The sequence below is a fragment of the Roseobacter sp. HKCCD7870 genome, from assembly GCF_037830315.1.
GTDB lineage: Bacteria > Pseudomonadota > Alphaproteobacteria > Rhodobacterales > Rhodobacteraceae > M30B80.
Genome location: NZ_JBBLYO010000002.1, coordinates 558650 through 576919 on the forward strand (window position 1 = coordinate 558650; position 18270 = coordinate 576919).

Annotated in this window: 20 protein-coding genes; 13 read left to right on the forward strand and 7 right to left on the reverse strand. The window is 57.8% G+C overall.

The features are described from left to right. Positions 1-45 precede the first annotated feature (45 nt). Positions 46-756, forward strand: coding sequence for a GNAT family N-acetyltransferase (locus AAC637_RS11220; RefSeq protein ID WP_340303628.1), 711 nt, complete (start codon positions 46-48; stop codon positions 754-756). On the opposite strand, the gene AAC637_RS11225 is transcribed toward AAC637_RS11220, so the two are convergent. After that, complete coding sequence (locus tag AAC637_RS11225; RefSeq protein WP_340303629.1) at positions 751-1446, reverse strand: response regulator; 696 nt, start codon at positions 1444-1446, stop codon at positions 751-753. The genes AAC637_RS11220 and AAC637_RS11225 overlap by 6 nt on opposite strands. Before the next feature lie 144 nt (positions 1447-1590). On the opposite strand from AAC637_RS11225, the gene mce reads away from it, so the two are divergent. Further along, positions 1591-1995 carry a methylmalonyl-CoA epimerase gene (gene mce / locus AAC637_RS11230; protein WP_340303630.1) on the forward strand — a complete coding sequence of 135 codons (405 nt, stop codon included), beginning with the start codon at positions 1591-1593 and terminating at the stop codon, positions 1993-1995. Beyond that, positions 1995-2282: a DUF1467 family protein gene (locus AAC637_RS11235; RefSeq protein WP_340303631.1), complete on the forward strand. Its 288-nt coding sequence runs from the start codon at positions 1995-1997 to the stop codon at positions 2280-2282. Before mce ends, AAC637_RS11235 begins: the two co-directional genes overlap by 1 nt. Here the strand turns inward: AAC637_RS11235 and AAC637_RS11240 are convergent. The 6 genes from AAC637_RS11240 to tldD form a co-directional block, all read right to left on the reverse strand. After that, complete coding sequence (locus AAC637_RS11240) at positions 2276-2977, reverse strand: EI24 domain-containing protein (protein WP_340303632.1); 702 nt, start codon at positions 2975-2977, stop codon at positions 2276-2278. The two genes, AAC637_RS11235 and AAC637_RS11240, sit on opposite strands and share 7 nt — an antisense overlap. 78 nt (positions 2978-3055) lie before the next feature. Beyond that, positions 3056-3649 (reverse strand): nitroreductase family protein, encoded by a 594-nt coding sequence (locus AAC637_RS11245; protein WP_340303633.1) that lies wholly within the window; start codon positions 3647-3649, stop codon positions 3056-3058. Further along, positions 3646-6327, reverse strand: a complete 2682-nt coding sequence (gene topA, locus AAC637_RS11250) for a type I DNA topoisomerase (protein ID WP_340303634.1) — start codon at positions 6325-6327, stop codon at positions 3646-3648. The genes AAC637_RS11245 and topA overlap by 4 nt, the downstream gene beginning before the upstream one ends. 114 nt (positions 6328-6441) lie before the next feature. Then, complete coding sequence (locus AAC637_RS11255; protein ID WP_340303635.1) at positions 6442-6645, reverse strand: DprA-like winged helix domain-containing protein; 204 nt, start codon at positions 6643-6645, stop codon at positions 6442-6444. After that, complete coding sequence (locus AAC637_RS11260) at positions 6587-7495, reverse strand: DNA-processing protein DprA (RefSeq protein WP_340303636.1); 909 nt, start codon at positions 7493-7495, stop codon at positions 6587-6589. The genes AAC637_RS11255 and AAC637_RS11260 overlap by 59 nt, the downstream gene beginning before the upstream one ends. 46 nt (positions 7496-7541) lie before the next feature. Continuing rightward, positions 7542-8966 (reverse strand): metalloprotease TldD, encoded by a 1425-nt coding sequence (gene tldD / locus AAC637_RS11265; RefSeq protein WP_340303637.1) that lies wholly within the window; start codon positions 8964-8966, stop codon positions 7542-7544. A 227-nt stretch (positions 8967-9193) separates the two neighbouring features. Between tldD and coxB the strand changes: the two genes are divergently transcribed. From coxB to AAC637_RS11315, 10 genes are all read left to right on the forward strand, one after another. Beyond that, positions 9194-10078 (forward strand): cytochrome c oxidase subunit II, encoded by an 885-nt coding sequence (gene coxB, locus AAC637_RS11270; protein ID WP_340303638.1) that lies wholly within the window; start codon positions 9194-9196, stop codon positions 10076-10078. A gap of 86 nt (positions 10079-10164) precedes the next feature. Then, positions 10165-11133 (forward strand): heme o synthase, encoded by a 969-nt coding sequence (gene cyoE, locus AAC637_RS11275; RefSeq protein WP_340303639.1) that lies wholly within the window; start codon positions 10165-10167, stop codon positions 11131-11133. 3 nt (positions 11134-11136) lie between these two features. Further along, positions 11137-11346 carry a hypothetical protein gene (locus AAC637_RS11280; protein WP_317655154.1) on the forward strand — a complete coding sequence of 70 codons (210 nt, stop codon included), beginning with the start codon at positions 11137-11139 and terminating at the stop codon, positions 11344-11346. After that, positions 11343-11900 (forward strand): cytochrome c oxidase assembly protein, encoded by a 558-nt coding sequence (locus AAC637_RS11285; RefSeq protein WP_340303640.1) that lies wholly within the window; start codon positions 11343-11345, stop codon positions 11898-11900. The genes AAC637_RS11280 and AAC637_RS11285 overlap by 4 nt, the downstream gene beginning before the upstream one ends. Before the next feature lie 23 nt (positions 11901-11923). Continuing rightward, on the forward strand, positions 11924-12733 hold the full coding sequence (locus AAC637_RS11290; protein WP_340303641.1) for a cytochrome c oxidase subunit 3: 810 nt from the start codon (positions 11924-11926) through the stop codon (positions 12731-12733). Positions 12734-12824: 91 nt separating this feature from the next. Beyond that, positions 12825-13523 (forward strand): SURF1 family protein, encoded by a 699-nt coding sequence (locus AAC637_RS11295; RefSeq protein WP_340303642.1) that lies wholly within the window; start codon positions 12825-12827, stop codon positions 13521-13523. 13 nt (positions 13524-13536) lie between these two features. After that, positions 13537-14925: a threonine synthase gene (gene thrC / locus AAC637_RS11300; RefSeq protein ID WP_340303643.1), complete on the forward strand. Its 1389-nt coding sequence runs from the start codon at positions 13537-13539 to the stop codon at positions 14923-14925. Then, on the forward strand, positions 14922-16184 hold the full coding sequence (locus tag AAC637_RS11305) for a M16 family metallopeptidase (protein WP_340255583.1): 1263 nt from the start codon (positions 14922-14924) through the stop codon (positions 16182-16184). Before thrC ends, AAC637_RS11305 begins: the two co-directional genes overlap by 4 nt. Then, the gene (locus tag AAC637_RS11310) at positions 16184-16768 is read left to right on the forward strand and encodes a GNAT family N-acetyltransferase (protein WP_317655148.1); all 585 of its coding nucleotides are present in this window, start codon (positions 16184-16186) and stop codon (positions 16766-16768) included. The genes AAC637_RS11305 and AAC637_RS11310 overlap by 1 nt, the downstream gene beginning before the upstream one ends. A 27-nt stretch (positions 16769-16795) precedes the next feature. Continuing rightward, positions 16796-18202: an FAD-binding oxidoreductase gene (locus AAC637_RS11315; protein ID WP_340303644.1), complete on the forward strand. Its 1407-nt coding sequence runs from the start codon at positions 16796-16798 to the stop codon at positions 18200-18202. Positions 18203-18270 lie beyond the last annotated feature (68 nt).

Genomic DNA, 18270 nt, shown 5'->3' on the forward strand with positions numbered 1-18270 from the left:
TTTTGCGGCCTCTGCCCTGATGGGCGGGGGCCTTTACGCGTTTTGATGGGGGTTACGATTCAGGATTTGTCAAAATATGTGCCGCCCGCGCGGCCCGAATTCCAACAGCGGCAAGGGCGCTATGCGCGGCTTGAACGGCTCAGGGCGCATTTGCACGCGGATGAGCTGTTTCGGGCCTATGACAGCGCGGAAGATTTGTGGCAGTTTCTGCCCTATGGCCCTTTCATTTCTGCCGCCGCCTATGATCGCTTTTTGCGCGGCTTTGAGGCGGGCGAAGATCCTGTGTTTTACGCAATCCGCGACATGGCGCGGGGCCAGGTGATGGGCGTGGCCTCTTATTTGCGTATCGCGCCTGAGAAAGGATCGATTGAATTGGGGCATATATGCCTTGGCCCCGCCTTGCAAAAAAGCCCCGCCGCGACCGAAGCATTTTTTATGATGATGTCATGGGCCTTTGAGGCGGGGTATCGGCGTTTTGAGTGGAAATGCGATGCGCGCAACCTGCCCTCGCGCCGCGCGGCGCAGCGTTTGGGGCTGAGTTACGAAGGGGTGTTTCGCCAAGACAATATCGTCAAAGGCAAAAATCGTGACACCGCATGGTTTGCCGCCATTGATGCGGAATATCCCGCGCTGAAAGAGGCCTTTACCGAATGGCTTTTACCGCAGAATTTCGATGCGACAGGGCGCCAGATCGAACGTCTTTCTGACCTGACGGGATTGGTGCGGGTGGCGCGCGACCCCACGCTTGGCTCATAGTCGTGGGCTGATTTCCGCGATTTTTTGTGTAAGAGCATGGTGCAGCGCCGCGCGGGTGTCGCGCATCAGGCCGCGCGCGGCTTCGGCCAATTCACGATCGCCAGCCTCCTGCGCGATGCCCATCAAGAAGGAGTGCAGATAGGGCAGGGGTGGGTCTGGCTGATCCAAGAGATCAATCGCATGGGTCAAATCCTCGCGATAGGCAATAGGGTCAGGGATCACGGTGTCGCCTGCCACAGCATGGGGGGTTTTGGGGGCCAAATCTGGGGGCAAATGGCGCAAGATTGTTTCTTGGAAATGCGCTAGGGTTTCGATGGGTTTGGCCAAAAACCCATCGGCACCTGCGGCCTTTGCCTCGGCGGCGCTGTCATGGGGGTCGGCGGCGGAACATGCCAAGATCACGGGCAAGCGGGGGCTTGCCATGGCCAAATCTTGGATCAAATCCAAGCCAGACCCATTTGGTAGACCGAGGTCGATAATGGCCACGCTGGGGTGATAGACCTGCAGGTGACGCCGCGCGGAGGACAGGCAATCGGCCCGCCTGATCCGCGCGCCCGAACGCAGGCTCAGCAATCGCAGCGATTCCGAGGCGTATCGGCTATCCTCAACGATTAAAATGGTCAGCCCCATCAGCGGATTTAGCGCCTGCATTTTCGCCTGACGGGTTGGCGGCAATTTGAACTCATCCATTTCAGGCACCTCGAATTTGTGAGTCCCTTCCCCGATTACAGCCTGTCGCGGTTACCGAAGGGTAAACGGGGCGCGACCACACGCCTCTTGCCCACAGGATTTTGCGCAGGCATATCTTGGGGCGAGTGACCCAAGGAGATGAAAATGATCGGTAGATTGAACCATGTGGCCATTGCTGTGCCTGATCTCGAGGCTGCGTCAGCGCAATATCGTGATACGCTTGGCGCAAAAGTTGGCGCGCCGCAGGATGAACCTGATCACGGGGTGACGGTGGTCTTCATCGAATTGCCCAATACCAAGATTGAGTTGCTCTATCCTTTGGGCGAAAATTCCCCCATCGCGGGTTTTCTAGAGAAAAACCCCTCAGGCGGCATTCACCATATTTGCTACGAGGTCGAAGATATTTTGGCGACGCGCGATAAGCTTCAGGCCAGTGGCGCGCGCGTTTTGGGCACGGGGGAGCCGAAAATTGGGGCACATGGTAAGCCGGTGTTATTCCTCCACCCCAAAGATTTCACAGGCACATTGGTCGAATTGGAGCAGGTCTAATGGGTATTGTCACAGGCCTCGTGGTTTATGCGATTGTATGGTTCATGTCGCTGTTTCTGACATTGCCGTTTTTCGTGCGCACCCAAGGGGATGAGGGCGAGGCTGCGCGCGGCACATCGCAATCTGCACCCGCCTCAAGCTTTAATCTGCGCCGCAACCTGTTGATCAACACAGCCATTGCCACGCTGATCTGGGCCGCGATCGCGGGGATCATTTTATCGGGTCGTGTCTCTATCGAAGATATTAATCTCTTTGCCCTCTTTGGCATGGGCGACAGCACTTATTGACGCGCCCCCGTCAGGCCCACCCGATGGGCCACATGGGTAAAGGTCGCAGCCCCCAATATGGGCACGATAAGGTTCAAGATTGGCACGCTTAAGGGGACTGCCATCATGACCCCGCCTGCAAAAAATGTCAGGCGATTTTTGCGCCGAAATTCAATCGCTGATGCGCGATCGAGGCGGCGCTGTGCCACCATCTGCGAATATTCGCGCCCCAAGAGAAACCCGTTCAACCCCCAGAACACAAAGGGGGCAAAGGGCGTGAAATAAAGAACCAAAGCCAATGTGTTGGCCAATAGGATTACGCCCAAAAATCGTAGGCTGTCACCGATGGCTTCGGCCAATTTCACATGGCGGGCGGGTGGCAGCTGGGGGTAATGTTCTGCTTCAACCGCATCTGCGATTTCGTCTAAGAACAACCCCGTAAAGGTCGAGGTCACAGGCACCATCATCACCGATGACAGCAAGATCAAAAATGGCACGGCCGCCCATGAGAGTGCCGCCCCAAAGAAACTGATTGTGCCAATCCAGGGCAGGGTGATTGCATCAGGCAATAGCCATCCCAAAAAAATCAGAACCGCCGCTGAGATCGCAACCAGCAACGCAATGGTCAACACCACGCCGATCAACAAAACGCGCAAAAAGCGCCTGTCGCGGAATTGCAAAATGGATTTTAGGAAATCAGCAAGTAATGCGGCCATGTTGAGATGGCTCCTTTTGGGGCAGGTCTGTGCTTAGGTGGGGCAGGCCCCATCATGGCGCAAGGGCAGGGTCACGCCCTAATCGCGATATGTGACGATATCGCCCATCTCGGGGCGGGGGCGTTCTGGGGCCTTAGCGCTTGGCGTTCCAAGATGGATGAACCCTGCCACGAATTGCGGCGCTGTAATGCCATAGGCACGGGATAAAAATTCGGGATCAAAGGCCATCCAACCGCTTAGCCAATTTGCGCCAAACCCGTGGGCCATCGCGGCATGCATCATTTCAAGACAAACCGCACCTGCCGATAGTTGCTGTTCCAACAGGGGGATTGCATCATGCGCAACGGGGTGAGACAGAACCGCGACCACAAGAGGGGACTGGTCAAATGCCGCGGCGGATTTTTCGACCTTTTCGGCCACGCGGCCTGCGCCATGGCCCAATTCGCGGGTGAGCGCGGCCAAGCCCGCACGGCTTTCTGGCCCATGCACAATGATGCGCCACGGCGCCAATTTTCCGTGATCTGGCACCCGCAGGGCGGATGTGAGGATATCTTCCAACACCGCCCCCTCAGGGGCGGGGGCATTGAGCAGCTGCGCAGGGGTGGATCTGCGCAGGCGCAAAAATTCCGCCAATTGTGGCCAATGCGGGGGCTGGTAGGGGGCGTCCTTCATGATTTTTTCGCCGCAGCCTTTTTCGGGGTTGCCTTCTTTTTGGCAGCGGCTTTGGGCGCGGCTTTCTTGGCGGCGGCCTTGCGCGGGGTTTTCCCGCCTTTGGCGGCCTTGGCCGTGATCAGCGCCAAGGCCTCCTCCATCGTGACGGCTTCGGGTTCTGTGCCCTTGGGCAGGGTCGCATTGATTTTGGCCCATTTCACATAAGGCCCATAGCGGCCATTCATCACCTGAACCGCCCCACCATCAGGATGCTCGCCCAACTCTTTGAGAGGGGCGGCCGTGGCCCCACGGCCTGCACCGCGCGAAGCGGCCTTGGCGGCCAAAACCTCAACCGCGCGGTTCATGCCGATCTCGAACACCTCATCCACCTCGGGCAGGTTGGCGTAAAGGCTGCCATGCTTGACATAAGGCCCGTAACGGCCAATGCCCGCCTCGACCAAAACGCCATCTTCAGGATGCGCACCAATCGCGCGGGGCAATGACAAGAGATGCAGCCCTTTCTCCAAATCCATGCCCGCAGGGGGCCATGTTTTGGGCAGTGAGGCGCGCGGGGGTTTGGGGCTGTCTTCGGTCGCTTCGCCCAATTGAACATAAGGGCCAAACCGCCCTGCTTTCAGCCAAACGGCCTGTCCGCTTTCGGGTTCGACCCCCAGCATTTTATCGCCCTCGCTTTCCTCGCCATTGGGGGCGAGGGGGCGGGTATAGCGACATTCAGGGTAATTGGAGCAGCCGATGAACGCCCCACCAGAGCGCGCTGTGCGCAACGAAAGACGCCCTTCACCACAAGCTTGACATTGGCGTGGATCACCACCATCGGGGCGCTGTGGGAAGAGGTGCGGTTCCAACACCTCGTTGATTTTTTCCAAAACATCGGTGATCCGCAACTCGGCGGTTTCATCGACCGCCGCTTTGAAATCGCGCCAGAAACGGGTCAGCAGATCGCGCCAATCGCGCGCGCCTGCACTGACCTCATCCAGTTGGTTTTCCAAATCCGCGGTAAAATCATAGCCCACATATTTCTGGAAATAATTGCTGAGGAATATGGTGACCAAGCGCCCCTTATCCTCGGGGATCAGGCGCCCCTTATCTTTGAGCACATAGCCGCGATCTTGGATCGTGGTGACGATAGAGGCATAGGTGGACGGGCGGCCAATGCCCAATTCTTCCATACGCTTGACCAAGGTGGCCTCGGTGTAGCGGGGGGGCGGTTGAGTAAAGTGACGCTGTCCAAACACCGCGCCTGAAGAGTCGATGATACCCCCTTCCGAGAGGCGCAGGCCGCCACTTTCACTGGCTGTGGCCCCATCCAAGGCCTTGGTTAAATCGCCCATCAAACTGCTTTGATCAAAGCCAAGCTTGTCGCCAACCGCCATATTGGGCAGGCGATTTGCGTCTTCCTCATCGCTGTCATCGCGCCCTTCGACATAAACCTTGAGGAAACCCTCAAACTGGATGACCTGACCGCTTGCGCGCAGCACGACATTCTCATCGTTTGAGGAAATATCAACCGTGGTGCGCTCAAGGCGGGCGGCCTCCATCTGGCTTGCGATGGTGCGTTTCCAGATCAGTTCATAGAGTTTTTTCTGATCCGCATCCGTGATGCGCAGCTTTTCTGGCCCCATGGACATATCGGTGGGGCGGATACATTCATGCGCCTCTTGGGCGTTTTTCGCCTTGTTCTTATACATCCGCGGAGATTTCGGCAGGAAGTCTTCGCCAAATCGCGCGCGGATTGTGTCGCGGGCGGACATCACCGCCTCGGGGGCCATGTCGATCCCGTCTGTTCGCATATAGGTGATATGCCCCGCCTCATAGAGGCGCTGAGCCGCGCTCATGGTTTGGCGCGCGCCCATGCCGAATTTGCGGCTGGCCTCTTGTTGCAGGGTCGAGGTCATAAACGGCGGGCTTGGATTGCGGGTGGCGGGTTTCGCCTCGACACTGCTCACAGTGAGCGCGCGGCTTGCCACCGCACTAACCGCCATCTGGGTCGAGGATTGCGTGGCCAAGTCGAATTTATCCAACCTCTTGCCCCCAAAATGGGTCAAACGCGCCTCAAACCCCTGTCCGCGCGGCGTCACAAGGCCCGCGCGCACTGACCAATATTCTTGGGCGCGGAAGGCCTCGATTTCCATTTCGCGCTCAACGATCAGACGCAGGCAGACGGATTGCACACGGCCTGCTGATTTTGATCCGGGCAATTTGCGCCACAAAACGGGGCTGAGGGTGAACCCCACCAAATAATCCAACGCCCGCCGCGCCAAATAGGCATCGACCAATTCCATATCGACCTCGCGCGGGGCCTCCATCGCTTGGGTCACAGCGGTTTTCGTGATTGCGTTGAACACAACGCGGCGCACGGGCGTGTCTTTCTTAAGTGCCTTTTTCTGCGTCAGCGCCTCAAGCAAGTGCCAAGAAATCGCTTCACCCTCGCGGTCAGGGTCGGTGGCAAGGATCAAATCGGGGTCAGATTTCAGCGCATCCACAATCGCCTTGATGTGCTTTTTGCTATCTGTGGCGACCTCCCATTTCATCTCAAACCCTGCGTCAGGATCGACTGAGCCATCCTTGGGGGGCAGGTCGCGTACATGGCCGTAGGAGGCCAAAACCGTATAATTCGCGCCCAGATATTTATTGATCGTCTTGGCCTTGGCGGGCGATTCGACAATGACAACGGGCATGAGTGGCAACCTAACTTTTTATGGAAATGTAATCGGTCTTAGGTCGCGCAACATTTGGTCTTGTGCAGGGTTTGTCAATGCACCCCTGTCACAATCACCCTATTTTTGTGGCATCTAGGCTGCGGTTTGGTGTCTCTGTGCGGCAGGGACTGCGGCGCTATGATCACTGCGCGCCACCATGCCGCCTGCGCTGCGGGTGATCCCACCTGCAAGCTCCAACTCGGTCAAATGGCGGGCGAGATCGGCGCTGGGCATTGTGCTAACGCGCGCCAGATGATCCTCGCTGACCGCGCCTGCCCCGATGAACGACAGGGTCATTGCGTGGGGGCTGTCGTGATGGGTGATGTCGCGCTGCCGCAGGGTCGAGCGGATGCCCCGGCACGGCCATCACCTCGCGCCCCTGTTCAGCGGCCATGCGCGCGGTGATCATCGACCCTGATCTTGATGCGGCCTCAATCACCACGATGCCACGCGATAGCCCTGAAATGATGCGATTGCGTCTTGGGAAATGGCGCGCTTGGGGCGCGCGGCCCATCGGCATCTCAGACAGACGCAAACCGATTTGCGCGGCAAGTTCGGCGTTTTCGGGCGGATAGATCACATCCACCCCGCCTGCCATGACCGCGACCGTGCCTGTGCTGAGGCTTGCGTGATGCACGGCTGTATCAATGCCGCGGGCAAGGCTTGAGGCGGTCACAATCCCCGCTTGGGCCAAGTCGCGTGCCACCGCGCGCGCCATCTGCAACCCAAGCGCTGACGCATTGCGCGTGCCCACCATGCCGACCATTGGGCGGGTGAGCAGGTCAAGGTCGCCAATGGCCCACAGAAAAGGCGGGGCATCGGACAGTGCGGCGAGGGTTGCAGGATAGGCCGCCTCACCCAAAAACAGGGCGCGGGCCGCACAGTTTTGCGCCGCGCGAATTTCGGCCTGTGCCGCAGATTTGGAATAGGCGGCATAGTCTGCCACACCCGCCTTGGCCGCGATCTGTGGCAGGGCCGCCAAGGCATCGGCCCCCGATCCATATTCGGCAATCAATCGCCGATAGGTCACAGGCCCAACTTTTGGCGAGCGGATCAACCGCAGCCGCGCCAAGCGTTCGGCCGTGTCATCGGACGGTGCAGGGAGAGGGGCAGGGAGAGGGGCAGAAGGGGCGGCATGATCTGTCATGCCGCAACCCTAGACGCAGCTTGGTTGAGAAGGCGTTAATGCAGGATCAGGCTGAACCGCCGACTGTCAGACCGCCAATCATCAATGTGGGTTGACCGACTCCCACAGGCACCCATTGCCCCGCTTTGCCGCAATTCCCCATGCCCGGATCTAGGGCCATATCATTGCCAATCGCGCGGATTTGTTTCAGTGCAGTTGCCCCATCTCCGATGAGCGTGGCCCCTTTGACAGGCGCCCCGATCTGGCCGTTTTGCACGCGATAGGCCTCGGTGCAGGAAAAGACGAATTTGCCATTGGTGATGTCAACCTGCCCGCCGCCAAAGCCAACCGCATAAATCCCGTCTTTCAAATCCGCTAAAATATCGGCAGGCGCGCTGTCGCCGCCAAGCATATATGTGTTGGTCATCCGCGTCATCGGGGGGTGCGCATAAGATTCGCGCCGCCCATTCCCTGTCGCAGCCACACCCATCAGGCGGGCGGATTGGCGGTCTTGCATGTAGCCTACCAAAATTCCGTCCTCAATGAGCGGGGTGGTTTGGCTTTGTGTGCCCTCATCGTCAATCGAAATGGATCCACGCCGATCAGGCAGCGTGCCATCGTCCAAAACAGTCACGCCTTTGGCCGCCACTTGCTGCCCCATCAGACCTGCGAAGGCGGATTGGCCTTTGCGGTTGAAGTCCCCCTCTAACCCATGCCCCACAGCCTCGTGCAGTAGGATACCTGGCCAGCCTGGCCCCAGCACCACATCAATCACGCCCGCAGGGGCAGGGACGCTGTCGAGGTTCACGCAGGCCATGCGCAGGGCCTCACGTGCAACCGATTGCCAATGCGTAGGGGCCATGACGCGGTCAATCGCAAACCGCCCCCCACCGCCTGCCGAGCCACTTTCACGGCGGCCCTTTGCCTCAACAATGACCGAGATATTCAAGCGCACCAACGGCCGTGCATCGCGCAACACCTGTCCCTCAGGGCGGAGGATTTCGACCTCTTGATGCGAGGCGGCAAGCGATACAGACACTTGCACAACGCGCGGATCAAGGGCGCGGGTATAGGCGTCAATCTCGCCCAATAGATCAATGCGGGCCTCAAAGCTGCTGCCATCCATTGGGTCATTGGGCATGTAGAGGTGGCGGTTGGTGCCTTGTGGGGGGGCGGCCATGATCCCGCCGCTTTGGCGAATGGCCATGCGGGCAGTGTCACTGGCGCGGGACAGGGCCGCTTCGCTTAACTCGGTAGCATGGGCATAGGCTGAAACCTCCCCCAAGACCGCGCGCAGCCCGAATCCCTCGCTTGCGTCATAGGAGGCGGTCTTGATCCGCCCATCATCAAAAACCAAGGCCTCAGATCGTTTTCTTTCGAGAAATAACTCTCCGTCTTCAGCCCCTGTCAGGGTTGCGCGCAACAGTCGCAGGGCGGCCTCTTGGTCGAGGGATGTCTCGAAGGGACGGAAGCTACTGGCACGATCAGACACGCAAATTCCTTTCAAAATTGGGCACTTGGCCTGCGTTCCGCCGCCGCGGCGGCAGCATAACCACCCGATGTGAGCCGTTAAAATGATCCAAATCAACATTCCCAAGGGTGAGACATTTTTATCCAATGTCTTGTAATGTAACCCTCTATATGGTTGTTGCAGCTTTGAACGCAACGGGATGTCACAGACCTTAAACGGGCATCACGAAAAAACAGGACGACATGACAATGGCACTTCGTACCAAGCTCTCAAGCTTTTGGGCCGCAGCGGCGGCAACATTTGCCCTGACGGGTGGTGCATCTGCGCAGGCGTTGCGCGATGGTTTGGAGATTATCGGCGCACCCCATCTGGGTGGTGTGAATATGCAAACAGGCGTGACCGAATTGGCGCATGACGTTCGCATGTTGGATAGTCTGCTTTTGGTGATTATCACCGCGATTGTTATCTTCGTGACCGCATTGATGGTCTATTCCATCGTGCGCCACAATCGCCGTGCGAACCCAAAACCTGCAACCTTCACCCATAACCGCAAGATCGAGATCATCTGGACAGTCGTGCCAATGATCATCTTGTTTGTGATCGGCGGCTTCTCGCTGCCTGTGTTGTTCAAGCAGCAGACCATTCCTGATGGCGAAGTGGTGATCAAGGCAACAGGCTATCAGTGGTATTGGGGCTACGAATACCCGCAGCATGACATTGTTTTTGACAGCTTCATGTTGGCCGAAGATGAATTGGCCGAATACGGCTACACGCGGGATGAATATTTGCTCGCCACCAACACGGCAATGGTTGTGCCAACAGGCCGCGATGTTGTGGTTCAGGTCACGGGCGCGGATGTGATCCATTCTTGGACAATTCCCGCCTTCGGTGTGAAGCAGGACGGAATCCCGGGCCGCCTTGCGCAGCTGTGGTTCAATGTTGAGCCTGGCCGTGAAGGCATCTATTTCGGGCAGTGTTCTGAGCTGTGCGGCGTGAACCACGCCTACATGCCGATCACCGTCTTCGCAGTGACCCCTGAGGAATATGACGCATGGACGCGCGGCGAGATCAGTGATTTCGCCTCCGTAGATGCGCGTGCGCCACAGGTTGTGGAACTGGCCGCGGCGCAATAAGCGCAGGAAAGCTTCTGCCAAGCCACCCGCGCAATCAGGTGGCTTGGCGATTTCGCAAATAACCCCCCCAAAGGACGCGCCCGCAGATGAGCGATGCATCCATTGATATCACCACCAAATCGGCGAAACCCGCTGAACTGGAACCCAAAGAAGCAAGCTTTGGGGATTATGTGCTGCTGCTTAAGCCGCGTGTGATGTCTTTGGTGGTGTTCACCGCTTTTGTTGGCATTATCGCGGCCCCTGAGGTGCAGTCTTTGTTCATCTCTTTCTGTGCCATTTTGTTCATCGCGATTGGTGCAGGGGCGTCTGGCGCGCTGAATATGTGGTATGATGCCGATATTGACCGCGTTATGAAGCGCACCGCCTCGCGCCCTGTGCCGTCTGGGCGTGTCACCGCGCAAGAGGCGTTTCAGATCGGTCTTGCACTCTCGGTCATGTCGGTTGTGTTCCTTGGCCTTGCGACCAATTGGGTTGCGGCGGGGCTCTTGGCCTTTACCATCTTTTTCTACGTTGTGATTTACACGATGTGGCTGAAACGTGCGACCCCGCAGAATATCGTCATTGGTGGCGCGGCAGGGGCCTTTCCCCCAATGGTGGGCTGGGCGGCTGTAACGGGTGATGTTTCGCTGGCCTCTATGCTGATGTTCGGCTTGATCTTCATGTGGACGCCGCCGCATTTCTGGGCCTTGGCCTTGTTTATGAAATCGGATTACCACAAGGCCGATGTGCCGATGCTGACGGTGACCCATGGGCGCGCAGCGACCCGCCGCCATATCTGGATTTACACTGTGCTCTTGGCGCCTGTGGCGCTTGCCATTGGTGTGACGCAAATCGGCGGCCCGCTCTACATGGCGGCAGCGGTGGTTCTGAACCTGATCTTCTTGAAGGGCGCATGGGATATCCGTGCTCGCAGCGAAGATGTGGCAGAGGCCGATGGTTATGCGACTGAAAAGAAATTCTTCCGCTTTTCCCTGTATTACCTTTTCCTGCATTTCTGCGCGATCTTGGGCGATATTGCCCTGCGCGCCGCAGGTCTGTCATTGGGGGGGTGGTAAGCTATGGCGATCCGTGAACAAAGCGATATGCACAAGCGCCGCCTGAGCCGCAATATCGGCGTAGGGCTGAGCCTTGTTGCCTTTTGCGTGATCGTCTTTGGGATGACGGTGGCAAAAATACGTGAAGGCTCGAAGATGGAGGCCTTTGATCATCAACCGCGCGTGTCGATGACCCCTGCGCAAGAGGGGCAATCAGGAGGCACGCAGCAATGACGCAAAACCGTAAAACTGTTTACAGCCTGCTTGGTGTCATTGTCTTTATGGGGGCGATGGCATGGGCGGCTGTGCCGCTTTATGATCTTTTTTGCCGTGTCACGGGTTATGGCGGCACCACGCAAGTTGCAGATACTGAAAGCGCGGTGGTGTCTGATCGCATCGTCACTGTGCGCTTTGATGCAAGCACCGCGCGCGACATGCCGTGGGAATTCCGCCCCATGCAGCGCGAAATTGATGTCCGCCTAGGCGAAACAGCCTTGGTGTTTTACGAGGCCTATAACCCGACCGATGAAGTGGTGGCAGGAACTGCGAGCTATAACGTGCTGCCCTATACGGCGGGCGCTTATTTTGCGAAAATCGCCTGCTTCTGTTTCACCGAGCAGGTGCTGCAACCAGGTGAGCGGGTCGAAATGCCCGTGACCTTTTTCGTAGCCCCCGAAATCCTTGAGGATGACGAGGCCTATGAAACACAAGAAATTACCCTGTCCTATACATTTCATGTTATGGATATAACCGAAGACCTTGCCGCCCTGAGCGGCACAACTGAATGACCGAAAGCGAAGGACCAAAACAGATGGCCCATGCAAAGAACCATGATTATCATATCATTTCGCCCTCACTCTGGCCGTTGATTGGCGCCGTTGGGGCTTTTGTAATGCTCACGGGCGGCGTGCTGTGGATGCATGGCTCTGGCCCGTGGATGTTCCTGATGGGCCTTGTGGCTGTCCTTTACGTGATGTTCGGCTGGTGGTCGGATGTGGTCGCGGAAAGCAACCAAGGCGATCACACCCCCGTTGTGCGGATCGGCCTGCGCTATGGCTTTATAATGTTCATCATGTCCGAAGCCATGTTCTTCGTTGCATGGTTTTGGGCCTTCTTCAAGCACGCGATATACCCGATGAACGAATATCTCGGGTCGCAATATGTGCAGCCAAGTTTCTATCAGATGGATGTCTGGCACCTGCCTTTGATCAACACGCTGGTGCTGCTTCTGTCGGGCGCGGCGGTGACTTGGGCACACCACGCGTTGGTTCACAACGAAAGCCGTAAGGATGTTGAATGGGGCCTTTTGATCGGCGTCGCGCTTGGCTTGTTCTTCACGGGTCTGCAGGCCTTTGAATATTGGGAGTTGCTAGCGCACAAAGACTGGACATTCGGCGGGGATAAGTTTTTCTCGACCTTCTTCCTTGCAACGGGTTTCCACGGGATGCACGTGATCATCGGCACAATCTTCCTGTTCATCTGCTATCTGCGCGTGCGCAGCGGCCATTTCACCGCAGAGAAACATATCGGCTTCGAAGCGGCCGCATGGTACTGGCACTTTGTTGATGTGGTCTGGTTATTCTTGTTTGCCGCAGTCTATATTTGGGGCATTGGCGGCTGAGCTGATCCCGCGTGATCACCTGATTTTGGAACGGCCCGCCACCACAAAGGCGGGCCGTTTCTCGTTCGACCCGCCATCGATGAGAGGTGCTATGACACATTCGCGTTTTGCGATTTTCTCGGTTCTGTCATTCGGGGTTGCGGGGGCCGCTATCCTGATTGCGCTTGGCGTTTGGCAGACCCAACGTTTGTCTTGGAAACAGGGCGTGTTGGCCGATATCGAGGCGCGGATTGTTGCCGAAGCGGTGACCTTGCCTGACGCGCCAGATGCGATCCGTGATCGGTATTTGCCTGTGATGCTTGAGGGGCAGTTTATCCGCGGGGCAGAGGACACGCTGCGCGTCTTGGTCAGCCGCAAGGGCGTGGGGGCGGGCTATCGCCTGATCTCAGGGTTTGAGGATGATCTGACGGGACGCCGTATCCTTTTGGATCGTGGGTTTTTGCCCGTAGCCGCTGAGATGCGTTCTGCGCCAGAAGGCCGCTTTGCCCTCACGGGCAACCTGCATTGGCCAGATGACCGCAACAGCTCGACCCCCGATAATGACCGCGCCGCAAATATCTGGTTCGCGCGCGATTTGGCGGATATGGCCGCGGTGCTTGGCACAGACCCCTATCTTGCGGTGCTGCGTGATGGCACCCCGCCAGAGGCAGACCTGACACCGATGCCCGTGGACACATCCGCCATCCCCAATGACCATTTGCAATATGCGGTGACATGGTTTTCGCTTGCAGCGGTATGGTTGGGGATGACAGCCTATCTTCTGTGGCGTATCAGGCACAGAACGCTTTGAAGGGACAATAACCATGCGCTACATCTCGACACGCGGCACAGCGCCTGAACTGACATTTGAGGACGCCATGTTGACGGGGCTTGCCCGTGATGGGGGGCTGTATGTGCCTGCAAGCGTCCCGCAGTTGAGCCATGCGGAGATCGCCGCAATGGCGGGTCTGCCTTATGAGGAGGTCGCCTTTCGCGTGATGCGCCCCTTTGTGGGCGATACATTCAGCGAGAGTGAATTTGGCGATATCATCACCCGCGCCTATCAGGGCTTTCGCCACGCAAGCCGCGCCCCGCTCAAGGAATTGGCACCCAATCATTTCCTGATGGAATTGTTCCACGGCCCCACCTTGGCGTTCAAAGATTTTGCGATGCAGCTGATTGGGCAAATGTTTGAGCATAGCCTGACCAAACGCGGGCAGCATGTGACCATTGTGGGGGCAACGTCAGGCGATACAGGCTCTGCCGCGATGGAGGCATTTCGCGGGCTTGATGCGGTGTCGGTGTTCATCCTGTTCCCCCATGGCCGTGTGTCCGAGGTGCAGCGCCGCCAAATGACCACGGTCACCGAGGCCAATGCCCATGCTTTGGCCATTGACGGCACATTTGACGATGCGCAGGCGCGGCTCAAAGATATGTTTAATGATCTCACCTTCCGCGATGAGGTGCGCTTGGCAGGGGTGAACTCGATCAACTGGGCGCGTGTCATGGCGCAGGTTGTTTATTATTTCACCGCCGCAGTCAGCCTTGGCGCCCCACATCGTGCCGTCGGCTTTACTGTGCCGACTGGCAATTTCGGCGATATTTTCGCGGGCTATATCGCGCGCCAAATGGGTCTGCCGATTGATCGTCTTGTGGTGGCGACCAACAGCAATGACATTTTGGATCGCGCCTTGCGCACGGGCGGCTATCATATGGGCGGCGTGCAGGCCACAATCAGCCCTTCGATGGATATCGAAGTGTCGTCCAACTTTGAGCGGGCATTGTTTGATGCGTATGGCCGTGACGCAGGCGCGGTGGTGCAATCCATGGCTGCGTTGAAATCCGAAGGCGGGTTTGACATCAGCCAAGGCGCGCTTGAGGCTTTGCGGGACATCTTTGCCTCGGGTCGTGCGAGCGAGGATGAGACATCCGCGATGATCACATCTTGTCTGTCAACATCGGGCGAGCTGCTTTGCCCCCATTCCGCAGTTGGGGTTCATGTGGCCCAAGATCACCTTGGGACGACCCCGATGGTTACATTGGCCACAGCGCATCCTGCGAAATTCCCCGATGCGGTCGAGGCGGCAACGGGCATCCGCCCCGCATTGCCGCCCCATATGGCAGATTTGTTCGAGCGTTCCGAACGGGTGCAGCGCGTGCCAAATGACCTTGCCGCCCTTGAGGCGTTGATCCGCGAAAAGGTGGCCGCATGAGTGTTGAAATGCACCAACTCTCCAACGGGTTGCGGGTGATCACCGAACGGATGGAGGGGCTTCAATCCGCGGCAATCGGGGTTTGGGTGTCCGCAGGGGGGCGCCATGAGCGGGTCGAGCAAAACGGCATCGCGCATTTCCTCGAACATATGGCGTTTAAGGGCACGAAACGGCGCAGCGCGCTGCAAATCGCCGAGGAGATCGAAGATGTAGGCGGCTATATCAACGCCTATACCTCGCGCGAAGTCACCGCCTATTACGCGCGCGTGCTGGAGCAAGATGTGCCCCTTGCTCTTGATATGATTGCCGATATCGTGCTGAACCCTGTGTTTGATCCGCGCGAGATCGAGGTGGAGCGGGGCGTCATCCTGCAAGAAATCGGTCAGGCGAATGACACGCCTGATGATGTGATTTTCGACTGGCTTCAGGAAACGGCCTATCCCAACCAACCGCTTGGGCGCACCATTCTTGGCCCCAGTGAGCGGGTGCGCGGCTTTGGTCGCGAGGATTTCAGCCAATTCGTCACCGAACATTATGGCCCCGATCAGATGATCCTATCGGCCGCAGGCGCGGTCGATCACGCGCAGATCGTGCGACTGGCCGAAGAGAATTTTGGCCATTTGCCCTCACGCCGCGCGGCCCCGGCACCTTTGGCGCAATTTGCAGGCGGAGAATTCCGCAAGGTCAAGAAACTGGAACAGGCCCATATTGCGATGGCCTTTGAAACACCTGGATATCGGTCTGACGACATCTACACCGCGCAGATTTACGCAAGCGCGCTTGGCGGGGGCATGTCCTCGCGCCTTTTCCAAGAACTGCGCGAAAAGCGTGGCCTGTGCTATTCGATTTTTGCCCAAGTGGGGGCCTTTGATGAAACGGGCCTTCTCACCATTTACGCAGGCACGGGCGGCAAGGATGTGGGGGATTTAGCGCTTTTGAGCATGGATGAGATCAAGCGCGCCGCGAGTGATTTGAACCAAGCCGAGCTTGATCGCGCGCGCGCGCAGATGAAAGCGGGGCTTTTGATGGGGCTGGAAAGCCCATCTTCCCGCGCTGAACGTCTAGCACGGGTTTTGGCCATCTGGGATCGTGTGCCGCCCCTAGAGGAAACTGTGGCGCGGATTGATGCGGTCAGCCTTGCGCATATTCGTGACTTTGGCGCAGGGATTGCCGAAAGCGGTGCGCTTGCCTTGGCGCTTTATGGGCCCGTCAGCAAAGCGCCTGATTACGCGCAATTGACGCAGCGTTTGGCGGCTTGATGCTGAGGCGGCGGCCGAAACTTGCCATTGAAACCGAGCGCATGACCTTGCGCCTGCCTCTGCATGAGGATTATCGCCACTGGGCGGGATTGCGCGAGGCGTCAGCCGCCTTTCTGCAGCCATGGGAGCCTGCTTGGTCATCGGATCATCTGACCCGCAAAAGCTTTTCTGCGCGGGTCTATTGGGCACAGCGTGCCTCATCGGAAGAAAGCGCGCTGCCGCTGTTTTTGATCCGCCGCGAAGACCAACGCCTGCTTGGCGCGGTCACATTGGACAATATTCGCCGTGGCCCCGCGCAGGCGGGAACGATTGGCTATTGGATTGGGCAGCCATATGCGCGCAACGGATATATGCGCGAGGCGGTGGTGGCCTTAATCCACTATGCTTTTACCCGTCTTGATCTCTCCCGCATTGAAAGCGCCTGTTTGCCTGAAAATACCCCTTCCCGTGGTCTTTTGGAGAAATGCGGCTATAAATATGAGGGGGTCGCGCAAAGCTATTTGCAGATCAATGGGCGCTGGCGCAATCATGTGCTTTACGCCAATTTGCGCAGTGACCGCCGTGGCCGCACCGAAGTGGGCTAAGGCTTTGTGGGTGTAAGGGGGACAGGCGTGACAGCTTCATCAAAACTTGACGCGTTGAAGGGCGATTTGCCCGCAGATATCTGGCGCGATGCGACCCCGAACTATCTCGAAGAACCGCGTGGGCGGTGGCAGGGCAAAGCTGCGGCTGTTTTGGCACCGCGCTCTACCGAGCAGGTTGCTTTGGCCCTGCGCGCCTGTGCGGCGCATCGGGTGGCGGTGATCCCCTATGGCGGCGGCACGGGCTTGGTCGGTGGGCAGCTGTCTGAAAATTTTGATCATGGCGTGATTTTATCACTGGAGCGGATGCGCGCGATCCGCGCGATGGACGAAGATGGGCGCAGCCTAACCGTTGAGGCGGGTGTCATCTTGGCTGATATTCACGCGACCGCAAAAAAGGCTGGGTTGCTTTTCCCCTTAAGCCTTGCAAGCCAAGGATCGGCGCGCATTGGCGGCCTTTTGGCGACCAATGCGGGCGGGGTGAATGTTCTGCGCTATGGTAATGCGCGGGATTTAGTTTTGGGCATTGAGGCAGTGATGCCCGATGGCAGCATTTTTCGCGGGCTGTCGCCTCTACGCAAAAACAACACGGGCTATGATCTGCGCCATTTGCTGATCGGCTCAGAGGGCACATTGGGCATCATCACAGCGGCCAGTTTGCGGCTTTTTCCTGAGCCTGCGGCGCAAGGCGCGGCCCTGATGGCTGTGCCTGATCCTAGCGCGGCCCTGTCTCTGTTGCGAATGACGCAGGATGTGGTGGGCGAGGGGCTTTCGGCCTTTGAATTGATGCACCGCCAAGGGTTTGATTTCTTGGCCGAGGTTGGGCCAGATTTGCGCCAACCTTTTGATGAGATCCCCGAGTGGTGCGTGCTGATCGATTTGGGCCTTGGTGCGGGTCAAGATCCCGCCGCGCTATTAGAGGGACTTTTTGCCCGCGCCTTTGAGGCAGATTTGGTCAGTGACGGGGTGATTGCCCAATCCATGGCGCAGCGGGATGATTTCTGGGCCCTGCGCGAAAATATCCCTGAAACAAATCGGCGCATCGGCTCAGTGAGTTCGCATGATATTTCCTTGCCCGTCGGTTTGGTGCCGCAATTCATTGCCGACATTCCCGCTCGCATCGCCCAGATCGGGGAATTCCGCCATAACTGCTTTGGCCATATGGGGGATGGGAATTTGCATTACAACATCTTCCCGATGCCAGGCAAAACCCGGGCGGACCATCTGGCAGAGCGGGATGTGATCAAGCGCGCCATGCATGATTTGGTGCATGAGATGGGCGGATCCGTATCTGCCGAACATGGGATCGGGCGGCTTAAGGTGGATGACCTTGAACGCTATGGCGACCCTGCCAAATTGGCCGCGATGCGAGCGATTAAGGCCGCTCTTGATCCGCACGGCATCATGAACCCAGGTGCAGTATTGCGCGGCAGATAGTTTCAACTGAAAATTCAAACACCCTAGTAAAACTGTGCGCATACTATAACGTTTGGCTCATCGATCAG